Source organism: Fibrobacter sp. UWH6 (genome assembly GCF_900142465.1).
Lineage (GTDB): Bacteria > Fibrobacterota > Fibrobacteria > Fibrobacterales > Fibrobacteraceae > Fibrobacter.
Window position 1 is genome coordinate 74,205 of record NZ_FRAX01000014.1, and the last position, 17,678, is coordinate 91,882.

Below are 17,678 nucleotides of genomic sequence, written 5' to 3' on the forward strand. Positions count from 1 at the left end.
ACGTATTCAGTGCACCCTTATTCCTACAGGTAAAACTCTCTTTCATGTTGAAGGATCTTTTGTTGTGCTGCATTCAGGCGGTCTTCAATTCGGTGACGCAAAGATCGCATAATGGCTGAATAGATTTTCTTTTTACCCACTTGGTCTTCGATGCCGGCGTCAATGCTGGGGTTGTCATTGACTTCCACCACGATGGGGTGGCCGTTCCATTCCTTAAGATCTACGCCGTACAATCCGTTTCCGATCATGCTGCAAATCTTTAGGGCGGTTTTCACAACGCCATGGGGCACGCTTTCGATGGGGAGGCAATCGAACATGCCGCAGATTTCGTCCTTGTCTTCGCTGGCCCAGTTGTAAATCTGCCAATGGTCCTTGGCCATATAGTACTTGCAAGCGTATAGGGGCTTTCCGTCCAGAACGCCAATGCGCCAGTCAAATTCCGTGGGGGTGAATTCCTGGGCGATAAGCAGGTCGCTATGTTCGAACATCTGGTCCAGAGTCTTTTCCAGTTCTTCCTTGTTGGAGACTTTCTTGACGCCTAAGGAGAAACTGGAATCCGGGGACTTGAGCACCATAGGGAACCCGATTTCCTTGGCCAAAGTATGGCGGTTTTCGGAATGGGCGATGATGGTTCTGGGGGTATGGATTTTGGCGGCCTGCATCAGTTCCTGCAGGTAGACCTTGTTGGAACAGCGGAGGATACTGTCCGGATCGTCGATGACGGCAATGCCCAGAGATTGGGCGCGGCGGGCGAAACTGTAAGTGTAATGATTGACGTTTGTAGTTTCGCGGATGAACAAGGCGTCAAATTCGCCTACTCGGGCGTAGTCCTTCTTGGTAATCAGTTCTACGCGGAAACCTGTTTCTTCGGCAGCCTTGATGAAATTCTGGATGGCCTGTGCATTGCTGGGAGGCTCCTTTTCTTCAGGGTTGGTGAGGATGGCCAGGTCGTAAAGGTAATCCTCTTCCTTGCTTGCCACGTAGCGGTTCTTTTCGAAGTATTCCTGGGCGAACTTGTTCACCATTTCCATATGGGTTTCGGGAATTTCGTCGACGCAAATGGGACGGATACTCTGGATAAACCATTTCTGCTTGAAAATGAACTTTGCACGAAGCAAGGGCGCCTGGAAAAGGCGGTAAAGTTCCTGGGAAAGTTCCAGATATTGGGGGCTGACATTCTGACCGAAATAAATGCTCAGTACGAATTCCGTGCCGGTCAGCTTGTGAAGACTTTTTTGAATCAGGTTGTCGATTTCGTCGGAGATATGCTTGATGACCGCAGTGGTCTTGAAGTCGCGAATGTTCTTGACGCAAGGAATTACCTTGTGTCCGCGGGCTTCTGCCAAAAGGGATACGTAGTAGCCCTTGCTCTGGTAACTGTAATCGCGGCAGAGGTTGAATACGCGGGTATTCTTTTCGCCGGTGTATTTGTGGGAGATCAGGTAATCCTGTGCGGATACGATTTCAATTCCTGGAACGTTCAGTTTCCAGTTCTTCGGGTTATTCACCACGATGATTTTTTTCATGATTGTCTTCTGTTGAAGTTTTTCCCTACTTCTTTTCTACTACAAGAACGTTGCCGTCGTAGGTCATGACGCCAAGTAAAATGCTGTGGATCAATCTGAACTTATCCACCTTGTAGTAAGGTCCTTTGCAAAGGGGATTTGTGCAATCCGGGTCTGCCACCAGAAAGTTTTTCTTTTCGTCTAGGCCGTAGAGTACCACGAAGTGTCCGCAGGGGTCACCCTTGATATCGTCAGAGACGGAACGATCGTTTTCGTCGGTGTATTCCCGCTTGCATCTGTAGAGATAGGTGGCCGAGAGACCGCAAAGGACAGGGGTGCCCTTCTTAAAGAATTTCTCGAACATGCTAGCCCGCAAATCGGCGGTTGCGATGGTTCCTCCAAGGTCAATGAAGCGGATGTAGGCTTCGATGGCCTTCTTCAGCTTGGGGGCGTGTTTGGCCTTGTGCAGCGCGCAAAGTCTTTCGCGCAGTTCCGGCATTTTCAAGTTGCTCCAGCTGGGATCGAAAATCTTGAGATTGTAAGAGTAGATGGTGGCTTTGAATCCTCTTTTTAAAGCGTCTATGCCCAAGAACACCCCGAGGGTGCCGCCTTCTTCAAGAGATTCAATTTCTGAGATGAGTTGGTGGAGGGGAACGTTTAAGCCAAGATGAGCATAAACCGCATGAAGGCTCGTGGGGCCGCAGGTTACATCGTTAGGCTGCGGCAGGATTTTGATGTCCATCTTTGCCTCTGTCGAACGCCCTGGTCAACATGACCTAGGCCCTGAACTTGGCGGAGTCAGGTTGCCATCCTGGACCGTCGATTGGACATGTATAAAACTACCAATAAAAAGGTAGGAAAACAAGGGGGTCAAAAAAATTATTTTTTATACACTCTAATGTAGTCCACCAGCATTTCGTTGGGGAATTGAGAGTCGTCGATTTCGAAGCCCGGCCAGGTACCGCCAACAGCCACGTTTAGGATGAAGAAAAAGTCCTTGTGGAAGGTTCCCATTTCGCCGGCGGCGTCCTCAATCCCGATTTCCTGGTACTTGAAATCGTCCACGTACATGGTGATGGCGCTCTTGTCCCAGGTCATTTTGTAGTTGTGGAACTGGGTGATGTCCATGGGGTAGGAGGTACCGTAGTATTCCTTGGTGTTGTTGCCGTATTCGGCGTGTTGACCTTCGTGGGCCCAGTGGTGGGTGCCATAGACTACGCTTTCGTCGTTGACGGCTTCAATAATGTCGATTTCGCCGCAGGTGGGCCAGCTGACCTGATCAATGTTCTTGCCTAGCATCCAGAAGGCGGGCCAGATTCCCTTGCCGGAGGGCAGGGCGATGCGGGCCTCGATGGTGCCGTAGGTAAATTCGAACTTGCCCTTGGTAATGATTCGGGCGGAAGTGTACTTGGCGGTTTCGAAGTCTTCCTTCTTGGCGGCAATGTGGAGGATGCCGTCCTTCACGTAGGTGTTTTCGGTACGGTCGGTGTAGTATTGGAGTTCGTTATTGCCCCAGCCGGAATTTCCTGTTTCGTAGGTCCATTTGGTAAGGTCCAGGGCGGTGCCGTTAAATTCGTCGGACCAGAAGGCTGTGGGGTCGGCGGGGGTGTCTGTGGGGAGTCCTGCGGATTCGCTGCTGGCAGGGTCGTCTGCGGAACTTGACTGCGCAACGTCTGCAACAGAGCTACTAGAAATAGACTCGTTGCTGCTACTAGATTCCTCGACTACGCTCGGAATGACATTCTGGGAACTGCTAGAAGGTACCGCGGCGGAACTTAACGGATTCTCCACGGCAGAACTTGCCGGCGTTGCGTCACCGGAGCTTACCTGCGCTACATCTGCGGAACTTTCCAGAACGCCACTCACGGAACTTGATTCGGGAGCATTGTTGTCAGTACCTGCTGGACTGTCTGATGAACACGCGAAAAAGTTAGCGCTTGCCAACAGGAGTGCAAAAAAGTAGCGTTGAACGTTTGCCAGTTGCATAATTCAAAATTTAATCTCTTTTGTGTCGAGTTCTCATTGAACTTTTGTATATTCTCGCTTGCATTAGCGAATGCAACATAGTTTATTAGATCACTTTCCTGCCTTGTGGCGGAGGTGGTCTTTTTTTATGCGGACAAAAAATGACCTGTGAAAATGAGTGTATTTACAAAGTGTAATACGTTTTGTATATTAAATTCTGATCGGGGGCGTGTGTGAATATTACGGACCATGCGGCCGATCAGATGAAAAAAAGAGGCTTCACAGTAGAAATGCTGGGGCAGCTTTTGAAAGGACGATACTGGTTGAAACCATCGCCTCAACGACAGAATCGTTATTTGATGACGGGCTTTGTTGATGGAAAATGGTGGACTGTGGTTACCGAAAGTGATTTGTATACTATGGTAACAGTAAGGAGAGCTCATGCGTCGGAAATTGAAAGTGATTAGAAGGATAAATGACGATTTTACCTTGGTAGAGGATTGGCATACTAAGGAAGAATTGGAAGAGATAGAAAACGAAGTGGGGGTGGGCGAAGGTATTGTAATCCCTGCTGGCGAACCTGGCGAGTCCGTTGACCAAGCTTTGGAACGTGCACGCAAGGCTATAAGAGAATATGAAAAACAGCAAAAGAAAGTTTATTCCTTCCGTTTGAAAATCAAGACCGTAGAAGGTTTGAAGAAAAAGGCCGCCGCCCTTGGCATTCCTTACCAGACCTATGTGGGAACTATTCTTGATCAGTTTGCTGTTTAATAGGTAGTCATGCCCATCCAACTTTCTGACCATTTCAATTATTCTAGGCTTCTGCGGTTTACCCTGCCCTCTATCGCAGCCATGGTGTTCACGTCCATCTATAGCGTTGTGGACGGCTACTTCGTTTCCAACTATGCGGGGGCACAGTCCCTGGCGGCGGTGAACATGGCCTGGCCCGTGATTATGATCCTAGGAACCCTGGGCCTGATGTTCGGTATTGGCGGTAGTGCCTTGATTGCGGCTGCCCAAGGTCGCGGTCGCTTGAAACGTGCCAATGAATATTTCTCACTGATTGTGTATGCGGCCATGGGGCTGGGCGTACTTCTGACGGTTATCACTTGGTTCTTGATGGAACCTTTGATGAAGATGTTGGGAGCCGAAGGCGGCCTGTTGTCAGACTGTATTTTGTACGGTCATATAGTTCTACTGGGACTTGTGCCTTTCATTATGCAGATGATGTTCCAGACCTTGTTCATTACGGCGGAAAAACCGCAGTTGTGTTTTTATGTGACTCTTGGTGCCGGCGTTGCCAACATGTTCCTGGACTGGCTTTTGGTGGGCATCCTGGGCTGGGGCTTGTTTGGCGCTTCTGTGGCTACGGATGTGGGTTTCCTCATAGGTGGCATTATTCCTCTGGTCTATTTCGCCCGCAAGAATTCCAGCACTTTGCGCCTGGGTAAAACTCGTTGGATGCCTCACGCTTTGATCAAGGCGACTTTCAATGGAAGTTCCGAATTGCTGTCCGGGATTTCCTCTTCCATCGTGACTTTGCTTTATGATTATCAGCTGTTGCGTTTCGCAGGCGAAAACGGTGTGGCTGCTTTTAGTGTCATCATGTACATCACCTTCGTATTCTTTGCGCTGTTCATCGGCTTCAGTAATGGAATCGCTCCCGTCATTTCGTACCATTTCGGTGCCCGCAACAAGGACGAATTGAAAAACCTGTTCAAACGCTGCTTTGTGATTATTGGTGTCTCTGGTCTTGCCATGTTTGGCTTGGCGGAGGCTTCCGCGTCCCTGCTTTCGAAAGTTTTTGTAGGCTACGACGTAGATCTCTATAATATGACGGTCTATGCCTTCCGCATTATCAGTTTCTGTTTCCTTCTTTCTGGCTTTAACATCTTTGCGTCATCTTTATTTACCGCTCTGAACAATGGCCTAATTTCTGCCACCATTTCCACTAGCCGTTCCATTGTTTTTGAATTGGTGTCGGTGCTGTTGCTGCCGCTCCTTTTCGGAATTGACGGTATTTGGTTTGCTATTTGGGGTGCAGAAATAGCCACCATTATTATGGCGGCTATCTTCATTATTCGTAAGCGAAAAACTTACGGCTATTTGTAATGTACGGCGTTAAACCTTTTTTAGATGTCAAAGTCGCTGCAAGAGTAAGAAGTTATTGAATCCAGCGACTCTGCTCTGAATCCGGAATCCAGCGCTTCCGATATCGAATCTATTCATCAGGTTCGCCTGATGGCTGCCGGTCTCAAGGCTGCACACAAGGCTCGTTTCCATGCAGGCGTCTACCTGGTAAAGCAGGGCGCTGTGGTCAAGGGTGTTACGGTTAAGTAATCTGAAACGTCTAACGGAAAAGAATTAAGCCACTCACTTCGGGAGTGGCTTTTTCGCTGTATAAAAACGTTTTGTTTTGGGGGCCTCGGAAAGGGCTGTCTAACTAGTCCTGGGGGGCTTCGGGCGGAACGCGGGCGATGCTGCCCACGGTGGCGCGGCAGGCCTTGATCAGGTCGGCGGGGGCGATCTTCAGCTGCTGTCCACGTTCACCGGCGCTCACGTAAATGTAGGGGAAGTTGTTGCAGGTCTCGTGCATAAAAATAGGGAAGTTCTTCTTCAGGCCAAGGGGGCTGCAACCGCCACGGATATAGCCTGTCAGCGGAGTCAAATCTTTCAGGGGAACGGTTTCGATTTTCTTGTTGCCGCTAACCTTGGCGGCACCCTTCAGGTCAACTTCGAGATTGCCCGGCACCACACACATGAGGTAACCGATCTTGTCGCCATGAACAAGGATGGTCTTGAAAACCTGGTTGATGTCTTCGCCCAGGGAGTCGGCTACATGCTGTGCGCCCAGGTCATTTTCGTCCACCACATAGGGAATCAGTTCGTAGGAAATTTTCTGCTTGTCCAGGATGCGTGCGACATTTGTCTTCTTGATTTCTGCGGCCATTTGAAACTCTCTTGATTTTTCCCAAATATAAAAACTGCGGAGATTCCCTGCAATAAGGCTAGCGTATGGATTCCTTGAGGGCGGCCAATGCCTTTGCCAACTGCGGGTCCATGGAGTCGGGAGAATTTTCCTGGCGGAGTTGTCTTGCCTTTTCCAGGGCGGCAGACGTGGGGTTGTTCATGATGACTCGGGCGACTTTTGTGGCCTTTGGTACAAGAGGCTGCTTTAGAGGTTCCAATAGCGGTTCTAGACCGTTGACCTTGATTTCGTACAGCAGTCCCAGTAATTCTCCCAGGTGACCGTTTGGGAAACCTTTGGAATGGTACCACACTACATAGGGTTCGGGTAAGTCGATAAGCCTTACGCCTTGATAGCGGCCAAACGGCATGGTGGTGTTGGCAAGTTCTAGGAGTACTTCGGGATTCACGCCGAAAAAATACTATAAGATGACTTAATTGAAAGTCGCCAAAACGACAAAGTTGTTAAATATGGTTTGATTATGAATGAGCGCACCGCCATATTGATTGGTTGCGGCACGATGGGCAAGCGTCATCGTTCCCGCTTCGAAGAAAACGGAGTCCGTTTTACGGAAACTCTGGATATGGATGCTGCTGAAATCTTGAAGCAGGAAAAGTGGACCCGCCCGGATTTTGCGGTGGTGGCGTCCCCTGCGTCGACCCATTACGAATATGCCAGGTTCTTTCTGGAACGTCGGATCCCCGTGCTGGTAGAAAAACCGTTGGCTGTTTCTGCTGACCAGGCCCGAGAACTCGTGAAGTTGGCCCAAGAGAACGAGACTCTTCTTTTTGTGGCCCAGTCCGAGTGCTATAACCCTATTTTCCTGAACTTCCGTAAGCACCTGCTGGTGGACCTGAAAAAGGCCGCTTCTGGACCTGCTCCTCTGAAGGTCAAGCTGGAATTCCGTCGCGAACATGGTTACAGCCCCCGGTGTCGTGATGTGGATGTGGCGTTGGACCTGCTGGTTCATGACGTCAGCCTGTTCCTGAATCTGTTTGACGCTAGAGACGTGGTGATGGTCGATGACGGCCGTGGATGCGCCTGTGGTGACCGCATCCGTATGAGCCTCAAGGTGGTGTCTGGTGAGTTTGCCGGCGTTGAGGCGGAGTTTATGGCCGACCGCGATAGTGAACATGATGCCCGGACCATTTCTGCTGAATTTGGTCGTAATGGGGACGATCCCGGTTTTGACTATTCTGTGAGCCTTGTTCATTATACGTCTTCTGGAGATGTGGCCCACATTCCCGATTCGCTGGATAACGAACATCGGTTCTTTTTGAAATTGTTGGCGGGGGCTTGCGGTGAGTGGGGAAATCGCGCCTTGTTGAATGCCGCCAATGCCGTAATTCTTGCCACTGGAGAGGCTTCGGCGATTAAGGGATGAATTATTGGCGTCTTAGATGAATTTCGTCTAACTATAAAAAAGGCCCCGCCTTGGCGGGGTTTAAAAGTTTGCATTCCCTATCAGACGTCCACCATTAAATGGCTTGCATCTTGGTAGTGCTCTTGTGGTTGTACATCATGTGGCTGGCGTCCTTGATCAGATATTCCAGGTCGTCGCCCTTGCCCTGGGAGTAGCCCACCGCTGCAGAAATCTTGATTGAAGAACCGCTGTTCAGCTGATCCACCTTGACGTTCCACTTTAGAAGGGCCCTGTTGATGTCGCCCTTGGTGGAATTTTCAATAATAAGGATAAAGCGGTCGCCGCCGTAACGGAATAGGCGCTGTGTGGGAGTCTGCAGAATCTTGATGGAATCAGCGGTCATGGCTACCAGCGTGTCGCCAACGCTTTGCCCGTGGAGATCGTTGATCCGCTTGAGATCGTTGATGTCCCAGACGATTACGGAAATGCTCTTGAGGGTGGGGTAGAATTCCTTGGTGAGGCGGTCGAAGCAGATTCGGTTGAAGACGCCTGTCATGAAGTCGATGTCGGTTTTCTGGCCTAAGGCCATTTCGCGCTGGGTGCGGGATTCAATCTGCTTGGAGATGTGGAACAGGACCGGCAGGAACGAAATCAATATGAACCACTGGGGCACGATGAAGAATACGAACAGGGCGAGGTTGATGGGCATGCCCGGATCATTGGGTCCGAAGGTTCCCGCTACAATCTGCTGAATATAATATTCGGTGGTGTTGGCGGTGAACAGCAGCATGTTGCCGTTGCACAGGCCGAAATAGTAGCCGCCATATACGTTGACAATGTGGCCGATTAAAGTCAGGATGTAGGCGAACCGGATCACCTTCTTGCTGCGGTACTGCACCGATAGGAGAATCGGGAATATGGTAATCAGCAACGCGTGGTAAGTCAGCATGACAGCGATGAACTGGAAACTGACCGTGGCAAAGAATAGGGCTACGTACTTGGTGCGGCTATCGCCCAAGCCGAGAACGCGGGCCACGCTAAATGTGATGGCATTGATAAGGATGCTTCCGAAGAAGCCGATATTCATAATGGACTGCTCCACGATGAATATGCTCAGGAGATTTAGAACCCAGACCACGCCGAACAGCGCAGCCGTAAAACCAATGGCCTTCAACGTAAAGGCATTGGCGGTGAGCTCAAACTCCTTAAGGTATTCCTTAGTCATATTTTGAAAATAACAAAACTTTTATTGATGTGAATAGAATCACAGCGAAAAATGTAAAAAATGTTAAACCGTTTTGAAATTATGTAATAAGAATAACGTTTTTGGACTATTCCAGTGTGATATATGTCAAAATGACGATGAGGCAATATGTCCGAAAAGTCCGCGGAGCAAATACGAAAAAAGCCCGCGGCAAAACCGCGGACTTTTTTAGCTTAAAGCGGAAAGTTTAAAGTGTAAAGAAATATCTTTAACCTTTAAACTTTATCCTCTACGCTAATTACAGCTTGATGCTGCAAGCCTTGGCGTTCCAGATTTCCTTAGCGTACTGGTCGATGGTACGGTCAGAGCTGAACTTGCCCATGCGAGCCACGTTCAGGATAGCCATTTCTGCCCAGTGCTTCTTGTCCTGGTAAGCTTCTGCGACCTTCTTCTGCATGTCGACGTAGCTACGGAAGTCTGCGCAGAGCATGTACGGGTCGTGGGTCAGGAGCTTGTCTGCAATGTGCTTGAACAGGTCCGGACGATCCGGGCTGAAGAAGCCAGAGCCGATCAGGTCGATCACGCGACGGAGATCGTCGTCGGATTCGTAGAAGTCGCGAGGACGGTAGCCCTTAGCGAGAAGGTCGGTCACTTCTTCAACGGTGAGACCGAAGATGAAGATGTTTTCGTCGCCGACTTCTTCCTTCATTTCGACGTTAGCGCCATCGAGAGTACCGATGGTGAGAGCGCCGTTGAGGGCGAACTTCATGTTACCGGTACCAGAAGCTTCGGTACCTGCAGTGGAGATCTGTTCGGACAGGTCTGCTGCCGGGATGATCTTTTCTGCGAAGGAAACGCGGTAGTTTTCCAGGAAGACCATCTTCAGCTTGCCCTTACATGCCGGATCAGCATCGATGATTGCTGCGACAGCGTTTGCAAGACGGATGATCTGCTTAGCCATCCAGTAACCCGGAGCGGACTTACCACCGATCATGATGGTACGCGGCATGATTTCCTTGCCGTCCTTGATCTGGATGTACAGGTGGATAGCGTGGAGGATGTTCAACAGCTGGCGCTTGTATTCGTGAATACGCTTGACCTGGACGTCGAAGAACATGTTGGTATCCAGCTCGACACCCTGTGCTTCCTTCAGGTACTTGGCCAGGCGTTCCTTGTTCTGCTTCTTCACGTCCATGAAGGCCTTCTGGAACTTGGCGTCCTTGGCCAGCTTTTCCAGCTTGCGCAGATCGTCCAGGTCCTTAACCCAGGAGTCACCGATCTTGGAGGTGATGAGGTCAGACATAGCCGGGTTAGCCTTGCGGACCCAGCGGCGAGGAGTAACGCCGTTAGTCTTGTTGTTGAACTTTTCAGGCCACAGTTCGTAGAAGTCCTTGAACAGGGTGGTCTTGAGAAGGTCGGAGTGCAGAGCGGCCACACCGTTCACAGCGTAGGAACCTACGATGGAGAGGTATGCCATGCGGATCATCTTGCAGCCACCTTCTTCGATGAGGCTCATGCGGCCGAGACGTGCGTTGTCGCCGGGCCACTTGAGGGAAACCATGCGCAGGAAGCGGGCGTTGATTTCGAAGATAATCTGGAGATGACGGGGGAGCAGCTTTTCGAAGAGGCTGACGGGCCACTTTTCCAGAGCTTCCGGCATCAAGGTGTGGTTGGTGTATGCGAAAGTCTTGGTGACGATTTCCCATGCTTCATCCCATTCCAGGTTTTCTTCGTCCAGGAGGATGCGCATCATTTCGGCGATGGAGATTGCCGGATGGGTGTCGTTCAGCTGGATAGCCACCTTTTCGGGGAACATCTTCCAGTCGTTGTTGTGGAGCTTCTTGAAGCGCTTGATGATGTCCTGCAGAGAAGCGGAGCAGAGGAAGTACTGCTGCTTGAGGCGCAGTTCCTTACCGTTCATGGAGGAGTCATTCGGGTAGAGAACCTTGGAAATGGTTTCGGAAAGTTCCATGTCCTGCACAGCGGCGATGTAGTCACCGTTGTTGAAGTAGGAGAGGCCGAAGTCGTCGGTGGACTTGGCGCTCCAGAGGCGCAGGTTGTTCACGGTGTTGTTCTTGTAACCCGGAATCGGAGTATCGTAGGGGAGGGCCAGGACGTAGTCCTTGGTTTCCCAACGGTTGCGGAGCTTGCCCTTTTCGTCCATCCAGCTAACGACGTAGCCGTAGAAAGGAACCTTGATTGCGTTAGCCGGGCGAGCGATTTCCCACGGGTTGGGGAGACGCAGCCAGTTATCCGGCTGTTCTTCCTGTTCGCCGTTCACGATCTTCTGGCTGAACATGCCGTATTCATAACGGATGCCCATACCGGTGGCGGGGAGTTCGAGAGTTGCCATGGAATCCAGGAAGCAAGCGGCGAGACGGCCGAGACCGCCGTTACCGAGACCTGCGTCCACTTCCTGTTCGCGGAGGTCTTCCAGGCTCATGCCCAGTTCATCGAGAGCTTCGGTCACAGCACCTTCGACGTCCAGGTTCAGAACGGAGTTGCCGAGGGTACGGCCGATCAAAAATTCCAGAGACAGATAGTAGACGCGCTTCACGTCCTTTTCGTAGTAGGTTTCCTGGGTCTTGATCCAGCGGTCTACCAGACGGTCACGGACGGCGTATGCCACTGCCAGGAACTTTTCGTGGTCGGTAACAGTAACGCTGTTACGGGCCAAGGTGTGATGAATGTGGTCGGTAAAGGCCTTACGGAAGGATTCCGCATCGGTGCCGAGCACGGGGGCTTCTACTTTCTTAGTTGCTTTTGCCATAAGACATCCCTATGGGTTTGTGGTTAAAATTTTCTTACATGAAGTTTAGAAAAAAATGGGGATTATATAAAGGCATAGGGGATTATAAAAGGGTTTTTTGTTGGATAAATCACAACTAGCTTTTTTATTTTATAGCCATGAAAGTTGCAGTTCTTGGATCTACAGGCCTTATTGGTAAAAATGTGGTCAAACTTCTGTCCCGCCTAGACCAGGTTGTACGGGTTTATTGCCCTGTACGTACGATACCTGGAACAGATGGCGCGCCTGACCTTACGTCCATGGGTATTTTACAGGGTGCGTCAAAATTGGATTTTGAGGTGGTGGACTTCGGGAAACTTGCCGCAGACGGTGAAGGAAATAAGAAATTACTCGCCGGATTTTTAGGCTGTGAAGCCGTAATCTGCTGTCTGGGGACGACCATCAAACAGGCGGGATCCAAGGCGGAACAGGAACGTATCGATACCCGTTTGCCCTTGACCTGTGCGGCCATCGCCAAAAGGGCGGGGGTCAAGAACTTCCTTTGCGTTAGTGCCATGGGGGCAGATTCCCATTCCCCCTTCTTCTATAATCGACTGAAGGGTATGCTGGAAGACGGTCTGACCATGATGAACTTCGAAACACTGACCCTGGTCCGTCCGTCCTTGCTGTTGGGTAAACACAAGGACCGTCGAATCGGTGAAGAACTGATGCAGAAACTCTTTGGCAAGAATCCTATGCTGGTGCCCAGCTTCTTTAGACCGGTACACGCCGAGACGGTGGCGGCTCACCTTGTGACTTCGCTGCTGAAACCGCCCAAGGACCACGTCTGCGTTTCTGACAACGTAAAAGGCAAGCGTATCATCTATAATAGAACGCTTGCCAAGACGAAAGTGGATCAGTTGTTTTAAAATTCTTTTAGCTGCAGGATGCGTTGCCGTAGGAGGCTTGGCATTTCTCCTTGGCGTTGTCCCAGGCTTCCTTCAGACGTTCTTTCTCTTCATTAGAACAGTGGGTGCAAGAAGTGTAGGCTTTACGGGCTGCATCCAATGCTTGTTTGTCGGATGATTGACTGCCTGTATTGGTATTAGTGTTTGTATTTGTGTTGTTGTCGGTTTTATTGTCGGTTTTGCCGTCTGCACCGTCATCTGTCTTATCGGTGAAGTTGTTATCATCGCTACCGCTAGCAGAAATTTGCGTGGCGTTCGCGCAGTCTCCGATTAGAGTGTTGCCGATTTGCCAGTTAGAGGTAAATGCGAGACAGGGCTCATAGCTGAGATTGTAGTTGAAACTGACAGAATTTTGGCTGGAAGGGGTCATCTCGATAGACCACCAGCTTCGCATACCGCATTCGTTAAGCGCAACCAGGTTGGTGGCTCCCCATCCGATAAGACTTGCGCTCAGTCCTTCCCGAGAAATCTTTTCATCGGTAATGGCTCCCTGGCTGTAGCAGAAATTTTCTGTGGAACCGTTCCCGGGGGCGATGTAGCCGATAGTTTTCCAGTTGCCTAGGGCTGAGTTTTCTGCCAGGTAGATGTCCTGGAGCTTGACGTAACCAGAGGCGGCTACGGGAACTTCACTTGCCTTGGCCTTGGCTATGGAGTTGAACAGTTTGGGGGTACCTACGGCTGCAAGAACGCCGAGGATTACGATTACCACCATAACTTCAATAAGAGTGAAACCTTTTTTCATAAAAATCCTTCTTAGTATAATAGATATAACTTAATCCATCAAAAAAAAGGTTCCCGCTATTGCGGAAACCTTAGTCTTTTTGACAATATTCAGGGGTTTAGGCCTTGAATTTGGTAAACTTGTAGAGATATTTGGCTGTCTGGATGGGAGTTTTCAGGAAGGCGGACTTCTTGTAGCCGCTCAAGGCGAAGCCCTGCAGCACCTTGTAGAGCCCAACCTGGTCTTCGCGGTTCAGTTCCAGCAGGAATCTGCGGAACTTGTATTCGAAGTCGTGCATCTTGCCAAAGTAGTCGTAGCAGCGCTTTTCGTAAGTCTTCAGGAACTGCTTGGAAAGATTGTCTTCCTTGAATGCTTCAACCACGGTCTGGGCGCAGAATCGGCCCGCGCGCATTGCTGCCGCAATGCCGCCGCCCGTAAGCGGATTGGTATGATGGGCGGCGTCGCCCACCAGGGCGAAGCGGTCCAGGGTATAGTCCTTCAAGACGCTGGAAACGGGAATCACGCCGCCGACCACATGGTCAATTTCTGCGCCGGGGAACAGCTTGTGCAGCCATTCCAGGGTTACGTCGTAAATGGTTTCGTTCTTGTGGGGAATCAGGAAGCCTGCGCCAAACTTGGTCATGTTGGACTTCTGCTTGGGGAAACTCCAGATGTAACCGTCATTGATAAAATCATGGCCCTGCCAGAAGGTCAGGTAGTCGGGGCGGGTCAGCATACCCTTCACATGGAAGTCGATACCGTTGCAAGTCATGCCCGGCTTCTGGATGCAGTCCAGTCCGACCATGCGGCCGATACGGCTTTCGACACCGTCGGCGGCGATGACCATCTTGGCCAAAATTTCCTGAGTGGATTCGGCGGTGACAGATCCGTCGCCGTTGCCCTTGCCCAACACGACACGGACCCTGCGGTAGCCGTCATTGCCTGCGGATTCAACGTCGCTTACAAATTCAGCGCGGGCGCAGGTAACAACTTCGGCACCGTCGTCGGCTGCAAGTTTGGCCAGCCACGGGTCAAACTTTTCGCGGTTCAGCATGATGCCAGTAGCCGGCTTGGGCACTTCGATGTTCACGCCGTTGGGGCCGTAGATATAAAGGCCGTTGATAATGGTTTCGATGCAGTCTTCGTCGATGGGGCCGTAAGTCTGCAGGTCCTTCATGCTGGTGCTGGCTTCACCGCAGCGTACAGGGTAGCCGATGCGTTCACGCTTTTCAAGGAGCAAGGTCTTGAGGCCTGCCTTGGCTACATTGCGGGCGGCTACAGAACCACCGGGGCCTGCGCCAATCACCACTACGTCATACTTGTTATCAAGCATTGTCCACCTCCATGATCTTGAGGGCTCCTACGGGGCAGGTGTTGGTGCAAAGTCCGCAGCGGACGCACTTTTCGTAATCGATCTGCAAATCCAGACCGTACATGTCTAGGGCCATCTTGGAGCATACGCCGACGCAGCCGGCGCACTTCAAACATTTGGACTTGTCGTGGACGAGTTTCTTCATGAGCTGTAATATAAAAACTTTAAAGCCGATTTTGTGGGCGAAGTGTTTTTGGCGGTGGCTATCAAATAAAAAGATCGCTTGCCACCGCCTTTTTTGCAAAGCATTTCTTTCAATGCCGTCCCCGAAACCTACTTTTGCAGTTCCTGGAAGGCGATGAGCCAGGCTTTGAGACGGTTCCAATTGTTGTCGCGTTCTTGTTTGATGCCTTCATCTATCTTGAACACGACAAAGTCTCTCAATTTTGCATCTCCAATGACGATTGGGGAACTATTGATCCACGATCCAAAATGGTCGTTGACTTTTAGATCTGTGTCACGGATTATTTTGCCGTCAACAGCGATGGTCAAGTGTACTCCCACAAAAGCGATGGAGTAGATGTGCTCGCCTCCGTCTAGGATTGCTGCCTTTCCGTAAATTGTCGTGTCCGTAACGGAGCCGTCAAGGCCGCTATAGATTCGTGAGCAGATGCTCTTGGGGTCTGTTTCGCATTGCCCGATTTCATAGCCGATAGTCAACTTTTTTTCGTCACTGATACTATCAAGAACGCTGATGAACGCAGATTCGTAATTTTCGTTGCTTCCGTCAACCTTTATCTTGAAGCTATATCCGATATTCTTGCGCTCATAGTGGCCTTTGTCAATGACGGTGTCCTGTGCAGAACTTTGGGCGACAAATATATTGGAGGAAATCCCTAAATCGGATGCATCAACAATATTGTAGGTCGCTGTATCTTGTGCATTCAAGTTGATTTCTGCCCAATAGCGGTTTTCTCTCCCGTTGCTTTCGATGAACGTTGATTTTGAAATACTGTTCCCGTTGACCAAAATGGGGACGCTTATATCCTTGTCGAAGGAATATTGCACCAGAACTTTATCTAGAGTCTTGTTGCTGAAGGAATCAAGCAATGCCAGTGCGGTTTCAGGAATAACGAATGACAAGGAATTTGAGGACTCCTTGGTGATGACAGGTGTGCTCAAGGACTTGCAAATGGCGTTGGTGTATTCCGATGATGTTCCTGCCGCATTCGTGACGTATGTGCAGAGGTTCTGGTAAATGCCTTCGGGGATGTTTTCCATGAGGAAACTTCCCGCAGTCAACTCATCTTCGGTAAGAACATGGCAAGCATTGGAAAAGTCCAGACAGACTTTATCGCTTGCCGAGAAATCGTTCTCGTTGAATTGAATTTCCAGGTTTGTAGTCTTGCGGATTTCTTGCGGTTTGATTTCTAGGTATTTGCCATCGTCGTCAGAAATTCGCTCAGCATTCTTCAGGTCCAGCTTGCTGTAGCTTGCGAGGGAATCATTTTCTGATCCGATCATGAGGGCGTAGCGAATATAAACGACGGCCTGGCCCTTTTCGTTCCTCTCAAAACTTTCGTCGATGGGATCAATGTTAAGGTAGGTCGCTTTGTAAACGACATCGTCAAAAACGAAATTTCCGTTATTGTCTGTAGAAGTTTCTCTTACGGATGTTTCGTGGCTTAGGCCATTTCCGACATCATAGTCTCCTTCAATTCTCTTTAAGAGGACGCGGGTGTTTTTCAGCGGATTGCCGTCAGTGTCTACAGCAGAGCCCTTTACCCTTGCCTGGGCGTAATCTCGGTTGAAGGAAATGCATGCAAGCTCTGTTCCGTACTCGGCATCTTGCAATGAGGCGTTTTTCCTTAAGGAGTTTGGAATGCTGGTGCTGCAACCATCTACGTTTACAATCTTGTCGCCGTTTTCGTCAATGGTTGCCGTCTGTCCGGATTCAGTCTCGGTCAAAACGCCTGCGGTGGTGCTGCTTTCGGAACAGCCCATGACACTTGCTGAGCACAATGCAGCGATGCTCATGCTTGCAACGAAACCACGAATCTTTCGTAATTCGTAATTCATAATTCGTAATTTCATTACTTGCCCTCCGGATCCAGGTTAGAAAACAGGTGTAAGTTCAGTTGATAGACGCTGTCGGCCTTGGCCTTGTCTTCGCCGATGATGCGTCGTGCCTTGGCCTTGAATTCCTGCACGGCGGCTTCCAGGTCCTTGTAGGCTTCGCTTGAAATGCTGAAGGTCATGGTACTCATGACAGTGGGGGACTTGGGCGGCGTAATCAGGGCCTGCTTGGAAAGTTCAAAGCATTGCAACTGATACTGCTTGATCAGTTCCGCGTTGTTGTAAGGTCCGCTGGAAATGGACTCCCGGGTGGGTTTCCAGAAACCTTCCTCGTTCTTGCGGGCGAGACCCAGACGCTGCAAAAGTTCCAGGCTGTCGCTCAACTTGCCCAGGGGAACCTTTGGGAAAATTCGCTTCTGCACCGGGGCCATATCGTCGCCCACATCCATGGCGTCCAGAATGGCGAACAGGGCGCTATGATACCAGTGGTTGTAATATTCGTAGGCGTCTGTGTTGATGATGTGCTGCGGGTTGGGGTGTTGACGCAGCAGTTCTTCCATGGCGGCCTTGCGGATGGTGTCGTTCTTGGCCTGATCCACCTGGACCATGGTCTCGAAGTATCTTGCTTCTTTCTTTTCGAGGCCCAGGACTTCGATGAACTTGGTCACCATGCGGGGGCTAACTTTCTTGCCTCTGAGAACATCGGCGAAGTAGCTGCGGCTCTTTTCCATGCCCAGCAGGTTGCAAATTTCGGTGCGGGTAAAACCGGGCTCCTGCTGTGCGCGGGCGGCCTGGTATTCTTCTAGATACTTGCGAAAGTGCGTAAACTGATAGATGTCAACAAATTTTTCCACAACTATAATATAGC

Annotated in this window: 17 protein-coding genes; 5 read left to right on the top strand and 12 right to left on the bottom strand. The window is 50.3% G+C overall.

Annotated features, from left to right (window positions below; translation table 11 throughout):
• Positions 1-23: 23 nt before the first annotated feature.
• From BUB73_RS12045 to BUB73_RS12055, 3 genes are all read right to left on the bottom strand, one after another.
• A complete protein-coding gene (locus tag BUB73_RS12045) occupies positions 24-1,526 on the bottom strand; it encodes a RimK family protein (RefSeq protein ID WP_073286179.1) in 1,503 nt (500 codons plus the stop codon).
• 25 nt (positions 1,527-1,551) lie between these two features.
• Positions 1,552-2,247 carry a cysteine peptidase family C39 domain-containing protein gene (locus BUB73_RS12050; protein WP_073286182.1) on the bottom strand — a complete coding sequence of 232 codons (696 nt, stop codon included), beginning with the start codon at positions 2,245-2,247 and terminating at the stop codon, positions 1,552-1,554.
• A gap of 137 nt (positions 2,248-2,384) precedes the next feature.
• Positions 2,385-3,491: a glycoside hydrolase family 16 protein gene (locus BUB73_RS12055; protein WP_083539764.1), complete on the bottom strand. Its 1,107-nt coding sequence runs from the start codon at positions 3,489-3,491 to the stop codon at positions 2,385-2,387.
• 212 nt (positions 3,492-3,703) lie between these two features.
• On the opposite strand from BUB73_RS12055, the gene BUB73_RS16995 reads away from it, so the two are divergent.
• The 3 genes from BUB73_RS16995 to BUB73_RS12065 are packed head-to-tail and all read left to right on the top strand — an operon-like array spanning position 3,704 to position 5,582.
• The gene (locus tag BUB73_RS16995) at positions 3,704-3,937 is read left to right on the top strand and encodes a hypothetical protein (RefSeq protein ID WP_139259207.1); all 234 of its coding nucleotides are present in this window, start codon (positions 3,704-3,706) and stop codon (positions 3,935-3,937) included.
• Complete coding sequence (locus BUB73_RS12060) at positions 3,912-4,241, top strand: hypothetical protein (protein ID WP_073159613.1); 330 nt, start codon at positions 3,912-3,914, stop codon at positions 4,239-4,241. The genes BUB73_RS16995 and BUB73_RS12060 overlap by 26 nt, the downstream gene beginning before the upstream one ends.
• 9 nt (positions 4,242-4,250) lie before the next feature.
• Positions 4,251-5,582: an MATE family efflux transporter gene (locus BUB73_RS12065; protein WP_073238353.1), complete on the top strand. Its 1,332-nt coding sequence runs from the start codon at positions 4,251-4,253 to the stop codon at positions 5,580-5,582.
• 331 nt (positions 5,583-5,913) lie between these two features.
• On the opposite strand, the gene ybaK is transcribed toward BUB73_RS12065, so the two are convergent.
• Together ybaK and BUB73_RS18025 are read right to left on the bottom strand one after the other, a co-directional pair.
• Positions 5,914-6,420, bottom strand: a complete 507-nt coding sequence (ybaK, locus tag BUB73_RS12070; protein WP_073286184.1) for a Cys-tRNA(Pro) deacylase — start codon at positions 6,418-6,420, stop codon at positions 5,914-5,916.
• 58 nt (positions 6,421-6,478) lie between these two features.
• A complete protein-coding gene (locus tag BUB73_RS18025) occupies positions 6,479-6,847 on the bottom strand; it encodes a DUF3820 family protein (RefSeq protein ID WP_073159619.1) in 369 nt (122 codons plus the stop codon).
• A gap of 72 nt (positions 6,848-6,919) precedes the next feature.
• On the opposite strand from BUB73_RS18025, the gene BUB73_RS12080 reads away from it, so the two are divergent.
• A complete protein-coding gene (locus BUB73_RS12080; RefSeq protein WP_073159621.1) occupies positions 6,920-7,822 on the top strand; it encodes a Gfo/Idh/MocA family protein in 903 nt (300 codons plus the stop codon).
• Between the two features lie 94 nt (positions 7,823-7,916).
• Here the strand turns inward: BUB73_RS12080 and BUB73_RS12085 are convergent, their stop codons facing one another.
• Positions 7,917-9,026 (bottom strand): GGDEF domain-containing protein, encoded by a 1,110-nt coding sequence (locus tag BUB73_RS12085; protein ID WP_073159623.1) that lies wholly within the window; start codon positions 9,024-9,026, stop codon positions 7,917-7,919.
• Positions 9,027-9,303: 277 nt separating this feature from the next.
• The gene (locus tag BUB73_RS12090) at positions 9,304-11,775 is read right to left on the bottom strand and encodes a glycogen/starch/alpha-glucan phosphorylase (RefSeq protein ID WP_073159625.1); all 2,472 of its coding nucleotides are present in this window, start codon (positions 11,773-11,775) and stop codon (positions 9,304-9,306) included.
• A gap of 137 nt (positions 11,776-11,912) precedes the next feature.
• Between BUB73_RS12090 and BUB73_RS12095 the strand changes: the two genes are divergently transcribed.
• Positions 11,913-12,662: a Rossmann-fold NAD(P)-binding domain-containing protein gene (locus BUB73_RS12095; protein WP_073238364.1), complete on the top strand. Its 750-nt coding sequence runs from the start codon at positions 11,913-11,915 to the stop codon at positions 12,660-12,662.
• A gap of 7 nt (positions 12,663-12,669) precedes the next feature.
• Here BUB73_RS12095 and BUB73_RS12100 read toward each other — a convergent pair whose 3' ends face one another.
• The 5 genes from BUB73_RS12100 to BUB73_RS12120 all read right to left on the bottom strand — a co-directional run bounded on the left by BUB73_RS12100 (position 12,670) and on the right by BUB73_RS12120 (position 17,664).
• Positions 12,670-13,443 (bottom strand): pilin, encoded by a 774-nt coding sequence (locus tag BUB73_RS12100; RefSeq protein WP_073286187.1) that lies wholly within the window; start codon positions 13,441-13,443, stop codon positions 12,670-12,672.
• 97 nt (positions 13,444-13,540) lie between these two features.
• Positions 13,541-14,755 (bottom strand): NAD(P)/FAD-dependent oxidoreductase, encoded by a 1,215-nt coding sequence (locus tag BUB73_RS12105; protein WP_073159630.1) that lies wholly within the window; start codon positions 14,753-14,755, stop codon positions 13,541-13,543.
• Positions 14,748-14,939 (bottom strand): 4Fe-4S binding protein, encoded by a 192-nt coding sequence (locus BUB73_RS12110; protein WP_073286190.1) that lies wholly within the window; start codon positions 14,937-14,939, stop codon positions 14,748-14,750. Before BUB73_RS12110 ends, BUB73_RS12105 begins: the two co-directional genes overlap by 8 nt.
• 128 nt (positions 14,940-15,067) lie before the next feature.
• A complete protein-coding gene (locus tag BUB73_RS12115; RefSeq protein ID WP_170932351.1) occupies positions 15,068-16,828 on the bottom strand; it encodes a peptidase associated/transthyretin-like domain-containing protein in 1,761 nt (586 codons plus the stop codon).
• The gene (locus BUB73_RS12120; protein ID WP_073159636.1) at positions 16,828-17,664 is read right to left on the bottom strand and encodes a TIGR02147 family protein; all 837 of its coding nucleotides are present in this window, start codon (positions 17,662-17,664) and stop codon (positions 16,828-16,830) included. Before BUB73_RS12120 ends, BUB73_RS12115 begins: the two co-directional genes overlap by 1 nt.
• Positions 17,665-17,678: the final 14 nt, after the last annotated feature.